Origin of the sequence: Corallococcus sp. AB011P (genome assembly GCF_003611605.1) — a bacterium.
GTDB lineage: Bacteria > Myxococcota > Myxococcia > Myxococcales > Myxococcaceae > Corallococcus > Corallococcus coralloides.
Genome location: NZ_RAVX01000001.1, coordinates 794,228 through 809,982, shown reverse-complemented (window position 1 = coordinate 809,982; position 15,755 = coordinate 794,228). Strand labels below are relative to the sequence as shown.

Genomic DNA, 15,755 nt, shown 5'->3' with positions numbered 1-15,755 from the left:
CTTCCCAACAGGAGCAAGCCATGACACCCCACCCCTATCAGGACCTCACGCCCTCGCAGCTCGACACGCTCGGCCCCGAGGTGCGGCGCATCGACGTGCGTGAGCCGGACGAGTTCACGGGCCCCTTGAGCCACCTTCCCGGAGCGGAGCTCGTCCCGCTGGGCACGCTGGAGGCGGCGTCCGCGTCGTGGCCGCGGGAACAACCGCTGCTGCTCATCTGCCGCTCGGGTGGGCGCTCCTCGAAGGCCGCGCAGGCGCTCGCCCAGCGTGGCTTCAAACACCTCTACAACCTGGCGGGCGGGATGCTCGCCGTGCGCGAGCCCCGCGCGCCCCAGGGCTAGCGGAAACGAACTCCATGCCCATCATCGGCTTCTCGCTCGCGGCCCTCATCGGCCTGTCGCTCGGCCTGCTCGGCGGCGGCGGCTCCATCATCACCGTGCCCATCCTCGTGTACGTCCTGGGCTTCGGGGCCAAGGAGTCCATCGCCATGGGGCTGGCCGTGGTGGGCGTCACCAGCCTCTTCGGCGCGGCGGGCCACTGGCGCAAGGGCAACGTGCAGCTCCGGGCGGCCCTCGTCTTCGGGGCGGTGGCCATGGTGGGCACCTACGCGGGGGCGCGGCTGTCCGTCTTCGTCTCGGGCGCCTTGCAGCTGCTGCTCTTCGCCACGGTGATGCTCGTGGCCGCCTTCTTCATGTTCCGCAACGGCCGCAAGGAGGCCGCCCTCGCCGCGAGAAAGGAGTCCGCGCCCGTACCCGAGCCCCGCAAGGCGTCCTTCCCCGTCATGGCCCTGGCCGCGCTCGGCGTGGGCGGGCTCACGGGGCTCGTCGGAGTGGGCGGCGGCTTCCTCATCGTCCCGGCGCTGGTTCTCCTGGTGGGCCTCCCGATGAAGCAGGCGGTGGGCACGAGCCTGCTCGTCATCGCCCTCAACTCCTTCGTGGGCTTCGCCGGCTACCTCGGCCACGTCCAGGTGCCCTGGCTCTACCTCGGCATCTTCACGGCCATCGCCGTGGCGGGCATCCTCATCGGCACCTGGGCCACCCACTACGTCTCGCAGGCGGCCCTCAAGCGGGCCTTCTCCCTCTTCCTCGTCGTGATGGGCGCCTTCATCATGTTCAAGAACCGGGAGGCGTTGGCGCGAGGTGGCGATGAGCCCGCGCCCCGCTCCAGCCACACCTCCTCAAAACGAGAGCAGTCAGGGGCGCTCCGGGGAGCGCTTTCCCCGCCGCTCCAGCAGCATCGCCAGGACAAGCAGTAACAGGATGAGGAGGACGGGGCCCAGCACGAGGCCCCCGAGCAGACCCGCCGCCGCCCAGCCGATTCCGGATCCGAAGCCCCAGACCGCCCCCGTCACACCTCCAATGACGGCGCCCACGAGCATGATGGGTTCAATGAGAGTCATTGGGGATTCGCGTCGCAGTACACGTACTTCGTGCCGGGGGAGCAGCCCATGACGGCGCACTGCGGATCCTTCTTCGCCTCCTGGTCCTTCTGGATGAGGGCCTGGAGGTCGTCGCCCTTCGCGCAGGACAGACACTGCACCTCCGGCTCCACTCCGCCGCAGCAGCCGCAACCACAAGCGACGTAGGTGGCGTTGCAGTCCAGGGGCGCCTTCGCTTGCGCCTTATCCCCGGCGGCCTGGCAGCCCCACCCCAGCGCGCCCGCCAGGAACAACCCCATGAGCATTCGCATGGAGTGAAGATAGGCGATGCATGCCACCCTGGCAGCCCGCCTCAGCTCACGCAACCATGATAGACTTTCAATCCCTGAAAGACGGGCCAACTCCAACCGGGGCGGACAATGCGAAAGCGCATCATCGGCGGACTTCTGTCGTTGGGACTGCTGGCGGGCTGCGGCGGTGTCGAAGCGGACGCGGACGTGGGAGAGGAGACCCCACTTTCGACGCGTGAGGATGCGCTGGACCTCTGCGCGGCCACCTACCACGTCAAATACTACAGCGATGCCACCTATACGACGCAGGTGGGCAGGGAGATCTGCCTGGTCTGCAATCGGCAGGTGGGCCGGAGCGGCATCCGGACCCAGTTCCGGGAGTGGATCATGGAGCTGCAGGTGTGCGAGCCGTACGACCCCTAGCCCACCGGAGCGGTAGCCCGGCCGCGATGCTCCGCGGCCGGGTCACTCGCGAAGCTAGACGCGCCCTTCGGCCTTCTGCGCGCGCTCGATGCTCTCGAACAGGGCGCGGAAGTTGCCGCCGCCGAAGCCCTGGTCGCCCTTGCGCTGGATGATTTCGTAGAAGAACGGGCCCGCGTCCGCCTGCTTGTAGAGGCTCGCCGCGTCCTTCATGAAGATCTGGAGCATGTAGCTGCGCTCCTTGTCACCGTCGATGAGCACCTCCAGGTCGCGCAGGACGTTGATGTCCTCGTCGATCTTCTTGATGCCCATGTTCTGGATGCGCTCCGGCAGCGCGTCGTAATACGAGCCCGGCGTGGGCATGAACTGGATGCCCGCGTTCTGCCGCATGTCCTTCACCGAGGACAGGATGTCCTTCACCGTGATGGCCAGGTGCTGCACGCCGTCACCGCGGTGGTCCTCGTTGAAGATGTTGATCTGGCTGGCCTTGAAGAACGGGAACTTGGGCTCGTTGTTCGCGAACTTCACGCCGCTCTTCGGATCCCACATCACCTCCGACTTCAGGCCGCTGCCGTGGTCGCGCTTCTGCTGCGACGCCACGTCGTCCGTGTGGAACTCGATGTGCCAGAACTTCTCGAAGCCCATCACGTGCTCCATCCACAGGAGCATGGGCTTCATCGTCTGGAAGTTCGACGTGACGTGGTCCAGCTTGTCGAAGCCGTACTTGTTCTTGCCGCCCTTGGGCTGCGCGTGCACCTGGAAGCCCGGGTAGATGGACTTGTAGTTGTCCCGCTGCAGGAAGCGGAACGTGGTGTCGCCAAACGGCGTCGTGATGGAGAAGAACGCCAGCTTGCCGCCCGCGTCGTCCGTGAAGCGCTGGATGTCCGTGATGAACGTGGCGCCGCGCTGCTCCAGCAGCTTGAACGCCTTCTCCACGTCCTCCACCTCGAAGTTCAGCGTGCCCACGCCGTCCGGGTGCTTGCGCAGGTAGCGCCACGCGCGGCCGCCCTCGCCCACGGGCTGGCTCACGACGAGGGCAATCTCACCCGCCTGGAACAGCGCGGACTTCTGCTTGCCGTGCGCGTCCAGCTCCGGCCCGGACACCGCCACCTCCGCGAAGTCCAACCCCTTCGTGTAGAACTGGCGGCTGCGCTCCAGGTCATGCACGTACCAGTGGATGCTCTCCAGGGCCTTGATGCCCAGCGATTCCTGCTTGGCCATGTCGCTGACTCCTCGTGGTGATGAAGAAGATATTTCGTGACTACACCGGCTGCGCGTCGGGCTGCCGGTCCGGCTGCGCCGCCTGGAAGGCGGGGAGTTCGTTGCACGCCGCTTCAATCCGCAGCAGCGTGGGATAGGGCTTCAGGTCTACACCGAACCGGCGGGCCCCGTAGAGCTGGGGAACGAGCAGGACGTCCGCGAACGACACTGCGTCTCCCACACAATAACGCCCCGCCGTCGCCTGCACCGCCGCCTCCAGCGCCGTCAGCCCGTGCACGTTCCAGTGCGCCGCCCAGGCCTTCTCGTCCGCCTTCAGCTCGTTCTTGATGCGCAGCGTTACCGACGTGTTCTGCAGGGGCTGCATGCCGGCGTTCACCATCTCCGCCAGCATGCGAGCCTTCGCGCGGAGGTACGCGTCGGTGGGCAGGAGGGCGGGCGAGGGCACGCGCTCCTCCAGGTACTCCAGGATGGCCATGGACTCGGACAGCTTGCGCGCCTGCCCGTCCGCGTCCGTCCACTCCAGGGTGGGCACGCGGGCCATGGGGTTCACCGCGCGGTAGTCCGCGGAGTTCTGCTGGCCGCCGTCCTTGAGCAGGTGCACCGCCAGGTACTCGAAGGGGAGCCCCTTCCAGTTCAGCGCGATGCGCGCGCGCCAGGACGCGGAAGAGCGCCAGTAGCTGTGCAGCTTGAGGTTCTTCATGGCGCCTTCACCACCGTCTGGGAGATGCGGCCGAAGAGGCTGTGCCCCTCGCCATCCAGCATCTCAATCTCGATGGTGTCGCCGGGCTTCATGAAGGACGTCTTCGGCTTGCCCTCGTCGATGGTCTCAATCATCCGGCGCTCGGCGAGGCAGGAGATGCCGCGCGAGCGGTCCTCGTTGGACACCGTGCCGCTGCCCAGGATGGTGCCCGCGGTGAAGGCACGCGTGCGCGCCAGGTGCTGGATGAGGTCGCGGAAGGAGAAGTGCATCTCCGGGCCCGCGTCCGCGTCACCCACGAGCTGGCCGTTGAGCGTGCTGCGCATGCGCAGGTGCACGCGGCCGTCCTTCCACGCCGCGCCCAGTTCATCCGGCGTCAGCGCGAAGGGGCCGAACGCGGTGGCGGGCTTGCTCTGGAAGAAGCCGAAGCCCTTGGCCAGCTCCTCCGGGATGAGGTTCCGCAGGGACACGTCGTTGGCGATCATCACCAGCTTGATGTGCTTGTCCGCGTCCTCGGCCTTCGTGCCCATGGGCGTGTCACCCAGCACGACGCAGACCTCGCTCTCGAAGTCCAGGCCCCACGCCTCGTCGCGCAGCGGGATGTCCTGCGTGGGCGCCAGGAAGTCGCCGGAGCCGCCCTGGTACACCAGCGGATCCGTGCGCAGCGTGGCCGGCGGCTCCGCGTTGCGCGCCTTGCGCACCAGCACCACGTGGTTGATGTACGCGCTGCCGTCCACCCATTCGTAGGCGCGCGGCAGGGGCGCGTGCAGCGCCTTCACGTCCAGCGGGCGGCTCTGCACCGCGCCGGCTTCCAGTTGCTGCGCCAGCGCGCGCAGCTGCGGCTCCTTCACGGCCCAGTCATCCAGGGCCGCTTGCAGCGTGAGGGCCACGTTGGTGGCCAGCGCGTAGGCGGAGTTGTCCCGCTTGACGACGATGAGCCGCCCATCGCGGGTTCCGTCCTTGAGCGTCGCGAGCTTCAATTTCGCGCTCCCTCGGCGGCCTGTGGGGGAGGAAGGGGGAGGCCGCCTGACCCGACGGGCTTTTCCGCCGGGCCACCAGGCGAGTCAAGCACGCCTGTTGAACGCGGCGCGGCATCCTTCCTCCCTCCAGCAACGTTGCTGGCCGCTCGCATTCGCGTGGCTGTCGGCTGAAGGACGAAGCGCGGACCTCCCACGCCGGGGCGTCGTGGAAACCCACGTGTTCGCCTGTCGGGCCGCCTGCTCCACGAACGGACAGGGGGCACCCGGGGACGGGGGCGGGAAGTAGGAGCGTGCCGACTGTTCAAATCCCGAGCAGCGCGCGCACGGCGCGGGCCGCTCCCCCCTGGCAGGGACCCGGGCGGCAACCCAGCTTGTGGAAGAGGGACATCCGGCCGACCACGCCGCCGGGGCGACGCGGTTGGGGGGCTCGCGAGGGCACTGAATGGCGCAAGGCTTCCAACAGGCCGGCGACACCCCAAAGGAGCCACACCCGGGCCAGCGGCTGGGCAACCGCTACGAGCTGCGCCAGCGGGTGAAGGCGGGCCGGGGCATCTCCACGTGGCAGGGGCTGGACCTGCTCACGCACGAGCGCGTGCTCGTGAAGGTCACCGCCCTGTCCGCCTTCGTCCCCACGGCCCGCCACCGGCTGGAGCACGAGGCGGAGGTGCTGTCGCGGCTGCACAGCCCCGCGCTGGTGCCCGTGCGCTACCTGGGCACGTTCGACGAACTGCTCTACCTGGTGACCCCGTGGGTGGAGGGCGAGACGCTGAAGGAGCGCCTGCGGCGCGGCCCCCTGTTGCTGCCGGAAGCCATCGTCCTGGGGCAGCGCCTGCTGAAGGCGCTCTCGGAGGCGCACCGAGAGGGCGTCCTCCACCGCGACGTGAAGCCCTCCAACATCCTGGTGCGCGACTTTCCGCTGTCCGTCGCGTGGCTCACCGACTTCGGCCTGTCGCGCAGCGAGCGGTTGGACCCGTCCCTGCGCGATTTGCCCGTGGGCACCGCGCGCTACATGTCCCCGGAGCAGGCGGGGCTCATCAACCGGCCGGTGGAGGCGCCGTCGGACCTGTACGCCGTGGGCCTGGTCCTCTTCGAGGCGCTGTCCGGCCGCCCCGCCCTGGAGGGCGCGACGGTGGGCGAGGTGCTGCGCCTGCACCTCGCCGCGCACCCGCGCCTGAGGCCCGTGGGCGTGGAGGTGCCGCTGGCGATGGAGGAGCTCATCGCGCGGCTGAGCCAGACGGATCCGGGCGACCGCTACCAGTCCGCGGACGCCGCGCTCGCGGACCTGAACGCGCTGGAGGCCGCGCTGTCCCGGGGTGAAGCGGAGCCCGCGCTCGTCACCGGCGCGCACGACCACCGCCAGAGCCTCACCGAGCCGTCCTTCGTGGGCCGCCGCGAGGAGCTGATGACGCTGGAGCGCGAGCTCGAGCACGCGCGCGAGGACGGCTCGCGCGCGGTGGTGGTGGAGGGCGAGTCCGGCGGCGGCAAGAGCCGGCTGTTGGAGGAGTTCTCCGCCCGGGCCTCGGGCCAGCGCGCGTGGGTGCTGCACGGACAGGCGCAGGACCAGGCCGCGCAGCGCCCCTTCCAGCTCTTCGCGGGCGTGGCGGAGGGCATCGCCGCCCAGGTCCGCGAGGAGCCCGCGCTGGGCGCGCTCCTGCGTGAACGGCTCGCGGGCCAGGAGGCCGGCCTGTGCACGGTGCTGCCCCGGCTCACGGAGGTGCTCCTCCCGGACTCGCGGACGCCGCGGTCGCAGGGGCTGGGGCCGGAGTCCCTGAGCGAGAGCCGCAGCGTGTGGAGCCTCACCGCGCTGTTGAACGCGCTGGGCACGCCGGACGCGCCCGCGGTGGTGGTGCTGGAGGATTGCCAGTGGGCGGACACACTCACGCTGCGCGCGCTGGAGGCGTGGTCGCAGGGCCGCCGCGCCGGAGACGGACGGCTCCTGCTCATCGTGTCCTTCCGCAGCGAGGACATCCACGCGGACCACGTGCTGAAGCGCCTGGCCCCGGGCGCGCACCTGAAGCTGTCCGCCTTTGGCGCGGCGGAGGTGGCGCTGCTGGCGGAGTCCATGGCCGGCGTGCTGCCGCCGGAGGCCGTGGAGCTGGTGACGCGGCTGGCGGAGGGCAATCCGTTCATGGCCTCCGCGGTGCTGCACGGGCTGGTGGAGGACGGCGTCCTCATGCCCGGCCCGGAGGGCTGGTGGGTGCAGCCGGAGGCGATGGCGCACGCGCGCTCGTCGCGCCAGGCGGCCACCTTCCTGGTGCGGCGCCTGCGCCTCTTGCCACCGGAGTCCCTGCACGTGCTCAGCGTGGGCGCCGTGATGGGCAAGTCCTTCGACACGAGGGCGGTGGCGGCCCTCTCCGGCACGCCGCTGGAGGCCGTCAACACCGCGCTGGAGCCCCCGCGCCGCCGGCACATGCTGTGGACGCAAGGAACGCGCTCCACCTTCGTGCACGACAAGCTGCGCGAGGTGCTGTTGGATTTGCTCTCCCCGGAGGAGCGCCGGGAGCTGCACCGGCTGGCCGCGCGGGCCGCCCAGCAGTCCGTGCCCACCGACCCGTTCGAGCTGGCCTACCACTTCGACGCGGCCGGTGAGCGCGCGCAGGCCCTGCCCTACGCGCTGGTGGCCGCGGAGCAGGCGCGCCAGCGCTTCTCATTGGACAGCGCGGAGGTGAACTACCGCATCGCCGAGCGCGGCGCGGAAGGCGCGGACGCGCACACCCGCTACCGCATCGCGTCCGGGCTGGGCACCGCGCTGATGATGCGCGGACGCTACGACGAGGCGCAGCGGCAGCTGGAGGCCGCGCAGGCCCTGGCGCGCGACCGGCTGGAGCAGGGCCGCACGCTGGGCCACCTGGGCGAGCTCGCCTTCAAGCGCGGCCAGACGGTGCAGGCCAACGCCTACCTGGAGCAGGGCCTGAAGCTCCTGGGCCGCTGGGTGCCGCCCGGCATGCTGACCACCGGCGCCAGCGCGGCGTGGGAAATCCTCACGCAGGCCGCGCACACCGTGGCGCCGCGCCTGTGGCTGGGCCGCAAGTCCCTGGCGCGGGGCGAGGAGGACCTGCTCGCGGTCAACCTCTACAGCCGGCTCGCGTACGGCTACTGGTACCAGCGGGGCCGCGCCGCGGTGCTGTGGGCGCACCTGCGTGACATGAACCTGGCGGAGCGCTACCCGCCCACGCCGGAGCTGGCGCAGGCGTACTCCGCGCACTCGCCCGCGCTCACCACCCTGCCCTGGTTCCAGCGCGCGTACGCCTACGCGGAGAAGTCGCTGGCCCTGCGTCAGCAGCTGGGCGACGTGTGGGGCCAGGGCCAGTCGCTGCACTTCTACGGCCTGGCCCTCTATGCGTCATCGCGCTTCAAGGACTGCATCGAGAAGTGCCGGGAAGCGGTGCGCCTGTTGGAGCGCACCGGCGACCCGTGGGAGGTGAACAACGCCACCTTTCAAATCGCCATGTCGCTCTACCGCCTGGGCCGCCTGAAGGAGGCCGCGGCGGTGAGCCAGAAGCTGCACGCGGCGGCGCTCGCGCTGGGGGACCGGTACTCGCTGCGCCTGGGCCTGGAGGCGTGGGCCAAGTCCACCGGAGGCCGCATCCCCGCGGCGCTTCTGGAGACGGAGCTGGCGGCGCCCACCGCCACCGACCCGCAGTCCTTCGCGGGCGTGCTCCAGGCGGAAGGCCTGCGCCTGTTGCGCGAAAACGAACCCGCGCGCGCCGCGGAGGTGCTGGAGCGCGCCGAGCGCGTGGTGGAGGACGCGCACCTGCGTCAGGAGTACGTGGCCCCCATCACCCCGTGGCTCGCCACCGCGCGAAGGCGGCTGGCGCAGCAGGCCAGCCCCCTCAACCCCAGGCAGCGCGAGCGGCTTCTGAAGGAGGCGGATGGCGTGGCGAAGCGCGCCCACGACGTCGCGCGCACCTACCGCAACAACCTGCCCCATGCGCTGCGCGAGCGCGGCCTGATGTGCGCGCTGCGTGGCCGGCCCGCGCGGGCCCGCACGCACCTGGACGAAGCCCTGCGCGTGGCCGAACAGCTGGAGATGCGCCAGGAGCGCGCGCTCACGCTCCAGGCCCGCGGCGAGGTGGGCCGGGTGCAGGGCTGGCCCGGCGCCGCGCGCGACCTGGAGATGGCGGCGCGCGAGCTGGTGGCCATGGAGGACGGCCTGCACCGGGAGGCGGAGCACGCCACGGCCGGCGTGGAGACGCTGTCGTTGGTGGACCGCTTCCCGCGCGTGCTGGAGGTGGGGCGCAGGCTCGCCTCCGCCCTGTCGCGCGAGGCCGTCTTCGAGACCGCGCGCCAGTCCATGCAGGAGCTGCTGCGCGCGGAGCGCTGCGCCGTGGTGGACCCTCGCGCGGTGGTGTCCGAGGAGGACGCGAGGAACCAGGGCCTCAGCCGCACCGCGCTCGCGCGCGCGCTGGAGACAGGCCGCATCACCGTGCTGGGCCAGGGGCTGCCCGGTGGCATCAGCGAGAGCATGGAGCTGCTCGGGGTGCGCTCGCTCCTGTGCGCGCCCCTCCAGGTCCGCGGCAAGACGGTGGCGTGCGTGGTGGCCAGCCACCGCAAGGTGGGCGCGCTCTTCGGCGAGGACGAGGAGCGGCTGGCCTCCTTCGTGGCCATCCTCGCGGGCGCGGCGCTGGAGAACGCGGAGAACTTCGAGCGCGTCGCCGCCCTCTCCGAGGAGCAGGGCCGCCTGTACCGGGAGGAGCAGGAGGCCGTGCGCCGGCGCGACGACTTCCTGTCCATCGCCGCGCACGAACTGAAGACGCCGCTCACGTCGCTGCAGCTGCACATCCAGGGGCTCCAGTCCAAGGCGAAGGGCGCGCCCATGCCTCCGGAGAAGCTGACCGCGAAGCTGGAGTCCGCCTATTCGCAGACGCAGCGGCTGGGGAAGCTGGTCAACGACCTGTTGGACATCTCCCGCATCGCGCAGGGCCAACTGCACATCAAGCGCGAGGACGTGGACCTGGTGGCGCTGGTGCGCGGCCAACTGGAGCGCAGCCGCGAGGCCCTGGTCCGCGCCGAGTGCGAGGTGCGCTTCCACGCCAGCGAGCCACGCCTCATCGGTCACTGGGACGCGCTCCGGATGGAGCAGGTGGTGGGCAACCTCTTGACCAACGCCATGAAGTACGGCGCGGGCAAGCCGGTGGAGGTGACGCTGGACGGGGACGCGACAGGCGTGCGCCTGGAGGTGCGCGACCACGGCATCGGCATCGCGGAGGAGGACCGGGCGCGCATCTTCGAGCGCTTCGAGCGCGCGGTGTCCGTGCGCCACTACGGCGGCTTCGGGCTGGGGCTCTGGATCGTCCGCGAAATCGTCCAGGCGCTGGGCGGCAACATCGACGTCGCCAGCGCCCCGGAGCAGGGCTCCACCTTCACCGTCACCCTGCCCCGCTCCGGCTCACCGATGCACTGACTAGCGGCGCGTCACTTCCAGGTAGATGACGTTGTCCTGCGAGTCGCGGAACAGCCGCACGTTGTCCACCTGCTCCAGCGGCGTCTCCGCCAGGAGGTCGCGCATGCCGTCCTCGTCCCGGTAGGTGAGCCACCAGTCCATGAAGGCCTCCATGTAGCCCGTCTCCGGCGGGTGCACCGCGAAGTTGGCCACCAGCAGGCGTCCGCCCGGGCGCAGCATCTGGAAGAGCAGCGCGGTGAGGCGGGCGGCCACGGAGTCCGACAGGTAGTCGTACAGCCCGGCGGAGTACGCGAAGTCCAGGTCCGCGAACGCCGCCTTGCCTGCGAGCAGCGAGCGGACCGAGCCACACACTGGCCGCACGATGCCGCCCGGATGCAGGCGCGAAATCTCCGCCAGGCTCACCGGATCCTGGTCGAACGCGATGAGCTCCTGGAGCCGGCGCTCCGCCACCGCGCGCGACGCCTCCGCCTCCCGCAGGTGCCCGCACGCCACCGACAGCACGCGCCCGTCCGGCCGCCGCCCCGCCGTCTCGTCCATCATCCGCGCGAGCAGCTCCCGGCGCTCGCGCACGCTCCGCGCGGAGGGCTGCCCGTGCATGTAGCGGTAGATTTCGCGGCCCGCGTGCAGCTCGTCCGCCGCGTGGTCCATGTAGAGGTAGTCGATGAGCGCCGCGTCCCCCGCGTAGCCGCGCGGCCGCTCGAAGGCGTGCCGGGTGAAGGGACACTGATGCAGGAAGGGGCGCATGGGGTGCTTGCGCGCCAGCTCCTGACAGAAGCGCTTCCACACCTCCGGGCTCCACTGCCGCCGCCGCTTGATGAGCCCCCCGTGCAGGGCCGTCATGCCGGCATGCAGCGTGTCGTCCGGGCCCTGCATCATCCGGGAGTGCAGGCTGTCCAGCCACTCCCGCGCCTCCATGAACGATTCCTCGGGTGGAGGCGCCTCTTCCCGGGGGGCATTCACCAGGATGAGGTGGTTGGCTTCAGGCGCGACCGGAAGAGCCGCGCCGTGGACCGACAAGATGGGTTGGCGCATAGGCATCATCCTGACAACCGGGGAGCGGGGGGCATCCACTTCCCGCGCCCCCGCCCTTCGCCAGGCCCGGCTCCAGCCATCCGGCCGAGCCACCCTGCACCACCCGGCCCACACCGGGCGCACGTGGCGTGACGCCCCGGGTCCGCGGGGCCCTCCGGGCGCGGTTCTACCCGCGAGGTCCGACAATCCCCGCTCCGGGGGGAGGGATTGCGGGGGGCGCGGTATCCGGCGACAGGCACTGCGGTTAGGATGGCGCGCCCCGCCTGGAAGAGAGCCGCAAGCCGCGCATGAAGATTGAAATCGCCCACCTGCCCCACGACATCATCGAGATCATCTATCCCTCGGAAGTGACGCCGAAGGACGTGACCGAGTACGTCGAGCAACTGAAGAAGGACATCACCGCCCGCGGGGGCACGGAGTGGTCCGCGCTGGTGGACCAGTCCAAGCTTCGGGTGATGCCCGCCACGGTGGTGGGGGAGATGGCCCGGCTGAACGCCTACGCCCAGCAGCGCGGCATGAAGCGCTCCGCGCGCGTGGTGAGCGACCCCGGCAGCGGCCTGCAGGCGTGGCGCATGACCAAGAACGCCGGCCTCACCATCCCGGCGAAGACCTTCGAGTCCCGCTCCGAGGCCCTGTCCTGGCTCGAAGCCCCCGACGCGGACTGAAAGCAGAACCCCCGGCATCCCCTCCCCCCGGTCCTTCCATGCGACCGCACGGGTCCGCCTACGTCTTCCAGTAACACCCCCTTTCTTCGCTGTGTCTGTCGCCGTACCCGTCAGGAGTCACCCCGCATGTCCGTGCCCGTCCCCGCCCGCCGCGCGAAGCTGCTCGGCACCCTGTTCTGTACCCTCACCGCCCTGGCCTGCGGGCCGGCCCCCGAGTCCGGCGCGCCGGAGCAGCAGCCCGCGCTGACCGAGTCCAGCGCGCCGGTCGTCTACGGCAACGACGACCGCTACGACGTCTACGCGCACCCCAACGCGGCCCTGCGGGACCTGGCGCGTCAGTCCACCGTGATGCTGACGGTCCCGGACTTCCTCGACATGAGGGACCCGAACAACGTCAAGGTGGACCCGCTGACGCTGGGCGAATACGAGGAACTCTGCTCGGACCAGCGCTTCTACGACGACCCCATCCCGGCCCTCTGCTCCGGCACGCTCATCGACGATGACCTGGTGCTCACCGCCGGCCACTGCGTGGGGCCCGCGACGCCCAACGACGACTTCATCGAGTGCAAGGACGCGCGCTTCGTCTTCAACTTCTACAAGACGGCGGACGGCCAGCTGCAGAACATCACCAGCCAGGACGTCTTCTCCTGCAAGAGCATCGTCGCGCGGCACCTGAGCACCGGGAACGAAGCCAGCATCCTGGACTACGCCATCATCCGGCTGGACCGCTCCGCGGCGCCGCGCTTCAAGCCCGCCCCGGTGCGTCCGGGCAACGCGGCCCTGACGACGGGCCAGAACGTGGCCGTCATCGGCAGCGGCAGCGGCGTCCCGTTCAAGATCGACTCGGGCGGCTCCGTGCGTGAGAACAACGCCGAGTACATGGACTTCTTCGTCGCCAGCACGGACACCTTCGCGGGCAACTCCGGCTCCGGCGTGTACGAGACGGCCAACAACACGGTGGCGGGCATCCTGGTGCGCGGCGACGAGGACTACAAGCGGCGCGCGGGCGCCAGCTGCTACGAGGTCAACGTCTGCGCGGAGAATGGCTGCAACGGTGAGGAGATCACCTACGTGCACCACGCCATCCAGGGGCTGTGCACGGCCACCACCAACCTGCGCCTGTGCGGCACCACGCCGCCGAACTTCACCTTCACCGCGACCAACACCTCCAGCGCCACGCGCAACACCGTCAACGGCACGGTGACGCTCAAGGCGGGCGACAAGCTCACCGTGGGCACCTGCGGCGTCAAGGACGCGGCCCTCACCAGCGGTGACTCCTGGGTGCGCCTGCGCGGCCCGTCCGGCACGGAGGTCGCCTCCAACGACGACGGCTGCGGCAGCGGCTTCGGTTCGAAGCTCACCTACACCGCCAGCGTCGCGGGCACCTATGAAGTCCGCGCCGGCTGCTACCAGAACGGCAGCTGCGCCGGCACGGTGGCCTGGGAAATCACCTCGGGCGGCACGACCACGCCCACGGGCGGCACCCAGGCCTTCAGCGTCAGCGACACCGCCAACGCCACGCGCAACACGCAGAACGTGAACGTGGACATCGCGCCCGGCCAGACGCTGACCTTCGGCAGCTGCGGCGTGGGGAGCGCGACGGGCACGGGTGACACGGTGGTGCGCCTGTTCAACGCCGCCGGCCAGCAGGTGACGTTCAACGACGACGCCTCCGGTTGCGGCTCGCTGTCCCGCGCGACCTACACCGCGCCGGCGAGCGCGGGCGGCGCGTATGTGATCCGCGTGGGCTGCTTCGGCGGCGATGCGTGCAGCGGCACGCTGGCCTGGACCCTCCAGTAGCCTTTCGCTTCCCTGTTTCCCTTCCGGGCCCGTCCCTCCCCACCGTGGGGAGTGGCGGGCCCGGTGTCTTTCCGGCTTCCTGCCGCCCCGCCAGGAAGGCAGGCGAGAAAGGCAGGCGGAGGCACGGGCCCCGCGCAGGCAGGGAACAACCGCGGACCTAACTTGAAGGACTCATCCCAGTCCCTTCGAGGCCGCGCGTGCAGTCACCGGACGCCCGACAACAGGAACTCTGGCGCCGGGCACGCCGGCTGTCGTCCGCCGTGGCGGGGCTGACGCTCGTGCTGAGCGCGGCGGTGCTCCTGGGGTGGGCGGTGGGCAGCGTGACGCTGACGCAGCTCGTTCCCGGCCTGCCAGCGATGGTCCCCCTGACGGCCTCGGCCCTGATGCTCACCGCGGGCGCGGAGCTGGCGCTGGGTGGACGGCGGGCCGCGGCGCGGCGGATGGGCGTGCTCATGGCCCTGACGGTCGCGTTGTGGAGCGTGCTGCTGCTGGGCACCTACGTGGGGGATTCCCCCCGCTGGGACGCCCTCTTCCAGGCGCTGGGCGGGCGCACGTCGCCGCAATCCGCGTCGCTGCTGCTGCTGCTCGGCCTGGCCCTGGCGCTCCGGGATGCACGAAGCCGGTGGGGCGCGCGGGCCTTCCAGGGGATGGCGCTGGGGGCCCTGGTCCTGTCCTTCAGCGTGCTGGTGGCCTACTCGTTCCAGGAGCCGCGGTTCTACTGGTTCGCCGGCCGGGGGGGCGTCGGCATCGCGCTGCACACTGATGTGTCCCTGCTGCTGCTCTCCCTGGGAGCGTTGCTCCTGCGTCCGGAGCAGGGCGTGGTGGGTGCGTTCCTGCACGCGGGCGCGGGCGGGATCATGGCCCGGCGGCTGCTGCCCGCGCTGCTCGTGCCCCTGGTGGGCGGCGTGGCGGCGCACCAGATGCTGCGCCACACGCGGATGGAGCCCCACCTGGTCTGGTCGCTGCTGGAGGTGGCACAGGCGGCGGTGCTGACCTGGGTGGTCTGGCGCGCGGCCACGCGCCTCAACGCCCTGCATGCCGAGCAGCTGCGGGCCGAGGAGCGCACCCGGGAGGACGCGCGGGCCCAGCGGCGGCTGGCGGAGGAGAACGCGCGGCTCTACGCGGAGGCGGAGGCGTCCTCCCGCGCGCGCGAGGACGTGCTGGCCATCGTGTCCCACGACCTCAAGAACCCGCTCTCCACGGTGCGGATGGGGACAGGCTTGCTCACGCGGCGGCTGGACACCCTGGCGGGAGGGGCGGCGCTCCAGCGGCAGGTGGACGCCATCGACCGGGCGGCGGCGCACATGCAGGACCTCATCACCCGGCTCCTGGACGCCGCGCGGATGGACGCGGGGCACCTCCTCATGCTGGACCGCCGCTCCGAAGCCGTGGAGCCGCTCGCCCAGGAGGCGCTGGCGATGGTGGAGCCCCAGGCCCGGGACAAGGGCGTCCGCCTGGAGCGCCGGCTCTCCCAGGGGCTGCGCGCCTCCTGCGACCGCCCGCGCATCCTCCAGGTGCTGGCCAACCTGCTGGGCAACGCCGTCAAGTTCACCCCGCCCGGGGGCACCGTGACGGTGAGCACCACGCAGGACGCGGGGACCGTGCGCGTGAGCGTGCGCGACACCGGCCCCGGCATCCCCAAGGCCCACCAGGCCCGGCTCTTCCAGCGCCACTGGCAGGCGAGCGACACCGCCCACCAGGGCAGCGGCCTGGGGCTCTACATCGCCTGCGGCATCGTCACCGCCCACGGGGGCCGCCTCTGGGTGGACAGCGACGAAGGGGCAGGGACGACGTTCACCTTTACCTTGCCGGAGTCTCCCCCCGACCATCCGCCCCTTGACACCTTGGAGGGCGAGGTCTAACGCAAG

General features: G+C 70.9%; 12 protein-coding genes. 7 read left to right on the top strand and 5 right to left on the bottom strand.

Features of this window, described 5'->3' with window-relative positions; translation table 11 throughout:
* Positions 1-20 precede the first annotated feature (20 nt).
* A complete protein-coding gene (locus D7X30_RS03455) occupies positions 21-341 on the top strand; it encodes a rhodanese-like domain-containing protein (RefSeq protein ID WP_120561365.1) in 321 nt (106 codons plus the stop codon).
* A 14-nt stretch (positions 342-355) separates the two neighbouring features.
* Complete coding sequence (locus tag D7X30_RS03450) at positions 356-1,255, top strand: sulfite exporter TauE/SafE family protein (protein ID WP_120561364.1); 900 nt, start codon at positions 356-358, stop codon at positions 1,253-1,255.
* Positions 1,256-1,395: 140 nt separating this feature from the next.
* Here D7X30_RS03450 and D7X30_RS03440 read toward each other — a convergent pair whose 3' ends face one another.
* Entirely contained in the window at positions 1,396-1,689 is a 294-nt protein-coding gene (locus tag D7X30_RS03440; protein WP_147443084.1) for a hypothetical protein, read from the bottom strand.
* Positions 1,690-1,797: 108 nt separating this feature from the next.
* Here D7X30_RS03440 and D7X30_RS03435 point away from each other — a divergent pair, with 108 nt between their 5' ends.
* Positions 1,798-2,091, top strand: a complete 294-nt coding sequence (locus tag D7X30_RS03435; protein WP_120561361.1) for a hypothetical protein — start codon at positions 1,798-1,800, stop codon at positions 2,089-2,091.
* Between the two features lie 54 nt (positions 2,092-2,145).
* Here the strand turns inward: D7X30_RS03435 and hppD are convergent, their stop codons facing one another.
* From hppD to D7X30_RS03420, 3 genes are read right to left on the bottom strand one after another with little or no spacing between them, the layout of a single operon-like run.
* On the bottom strand, positions 2,146-3,309 hold the full coding sequence (hppD, locus tag D7X30_RS03430; protein WP_120561360.1) for a 4-hydroxyphenylpyruvate dioxygenase: 1,164 nt from the start codon (positions 3,307-3,309) through the stop codon (positions 2,146-2,148).
* 40 nt (positions 3,310-3,349) lie between these two features.
* Positions 3,350-4,009 carry a maleylacetoacetate isomerase gene (gene maiA, locus D7X30_RS03425; protein ID WP_120561359.1) on the bottom strand — a complete coding sequence of 220 codons (660 nt, stop codon included), beginning with the start codon at positions 4,007-4,009 and terminating at the stop codon, positions 3,350-3,352.
* Complete coding sequence (locus tag D7X30_RS03420) at positions 4,006-4,986, bottom strand: fumarylacetoacetate hydrolase family protein (RefSeq protein WP_120561358.1); 981 nt, start codon at positions 4,984-4,986, stop codon at positions 4,006-4,008. The genes maiA and D7X30_RS03420 overlap by 4 nt, the downstream gene beginning before the upstream one ends.
* A gap of 442 nt (positions 4,987-5,428) precedes the next feature.
* On the opposite strand from D7X30_RS03420, the gene D7X30_RS03415 reads away from it, so the two are divergent.
* A complete protein-coding gene (locus tag D7X30_RS03415) occupies positions 5,429-10,390 on the top strand; it encodes an ATP-binding protein (protein WP_120561357.1) in 4,962 nt (1,653 codons plus the stop codon).
* Here D7X30_RS03415 and D7X30_RS03410 read toward each other — a convergent pair whose 3' ends face one another.
* Positions 10,391-11,422, bottom strand: coding sequence for a class I SAM-dependent methyltransferase (locus tag D7X30_RS03410; protein ID WP_120561356.1), 1,032 nt, complete (start codon positions 11,420-11,422; stop codon positions 10,391-10,393).
* 287 nt (positions 11,423-11,709) lie between these two features.
* Between D7X30_RS03410 and D7X30_RS03405 the strand changes: the two genes are divergently transcribed.
* The 3 genes from D7X30_RS03405 to D7X30_RS03395 all read left to right on the top strand — a co-directional run bounded on the left by D7X30_RS03405 (position 11,710) and on the right by D7X30_RS03395 (position 15,749).
* Positions 11,710-12,087: an STAS/SEC14 domain-containing protein gene (locus D7X30_RS03405; RefSeq protein ID WP_120561355.1), complete on the top strand. Its 378-nt coding sequence runs from the start codon at positions 11,710-11,712 to the stop codon at positions 12,085-12,087.
* Between the two features lie 126 nt (positions 12,088-12,213).
* The gene (locus D7X30_RS03400) at positions 12,214-13,887 is read left to right on the top strand and encodes a serine protease (RefSeq protein WP_120561354.1); all 1,674 of its coding nucleotides are present in this window, start codon (positions 12,214-12,216) and stop codon (positions 13,885-13,887) included.
* A gap of 197 nt (positions 13,888-14,084) precedes the next feature.
* Positions 14,085-15,749, top strand: coding sequence for a HAMP domain-containing sensor histidine kinase (locus D7X30_RS03395; protein ID WP_147443083.1), 1,665 nt, complete (start codon positions 14,085-14,087; stop codon positions 15,747-15,749).
* Positions 15,750-15,755: the final 6 nt, after the last annotated feature.

What these genes read in the sequence shown, in the direction of transcription:
- D7X30_RS03455 (WP_120561365.1), top strand. Translation starts at nt 21, where the DNA reads ATGACACCCCACCCCTATCAGGACCTCACGCCCTCGCAGCTCGACACG.
- D7X30_RS03450 (WP_120561364.1), top strand. Translation starts at nt 356, where the DNA reads ATGCCCATCATCGGCTTCTCGCTCGCGGCCCTCATCGGCCTGTCGCTC.
- D7X30_RS03440 (WP_147443084.1), bottom strand. Translation starts at nt 1,689, where the DNA reads ATGCGAATGCTCATGGGGTTGTTCCTGGCGGGCGCGCTGGGGTGGGGC.
- D7X30_RS03435 (WP_120561361.1), top strand. Translation starts at nt 1,798, where the DNA reads ATGCGAAAGCGCATCATCGGCGGACTTCTGTCGTTGGGACTGCTGGCG.
- hppD (WP_120561360.1), bottom strand. Translation starts at nt 3,309, where the DNA reads ATGGCCAAGCAGGAATCGCTGGGCATCAAGGCCCTGGAGAGCATCCAC.
- maiA (WP_120561359.1), bottom strand. Translation starts at nt 4,009, where the DNA reads ATGAAGAACCTCAAGCTGCACAGCTACTGGCGCTCTTCCGCGTCCTGG.
- D7X30_RS03415 (WP_120561357.1), top strand. Translation starts at nt 5,429, where the DNA reads ATGGCGCAAGGCTTCCAACAGGCCGGCGACACCCCAAAGGAGCCACAC.
- D7X30_RS03410 (WP_120561356.1), bottom strand. Translation starts at nt 11,422, where the DNA reads ATGCGCCAACCCATCTTGTCGGTCCACGGCGCGGCTCTTCCGGTCGCG.
- D7X30_RS03405 (WP_120561355.1), top strand. Translation starts at nt 11,710, where the DNA reads ATGAAGATTGAAATCGCCCACCTGCCCCACGACATCATCGAGATCATC.
- D7X30_RS03400 (WP_120561354.1), top strand. Translation starts at nt 12,214, where the DNA reads ATGTCCGTGCCCGTCCCCGCCCGCCGCGCGAAGCTGCTCGGCACCCTG.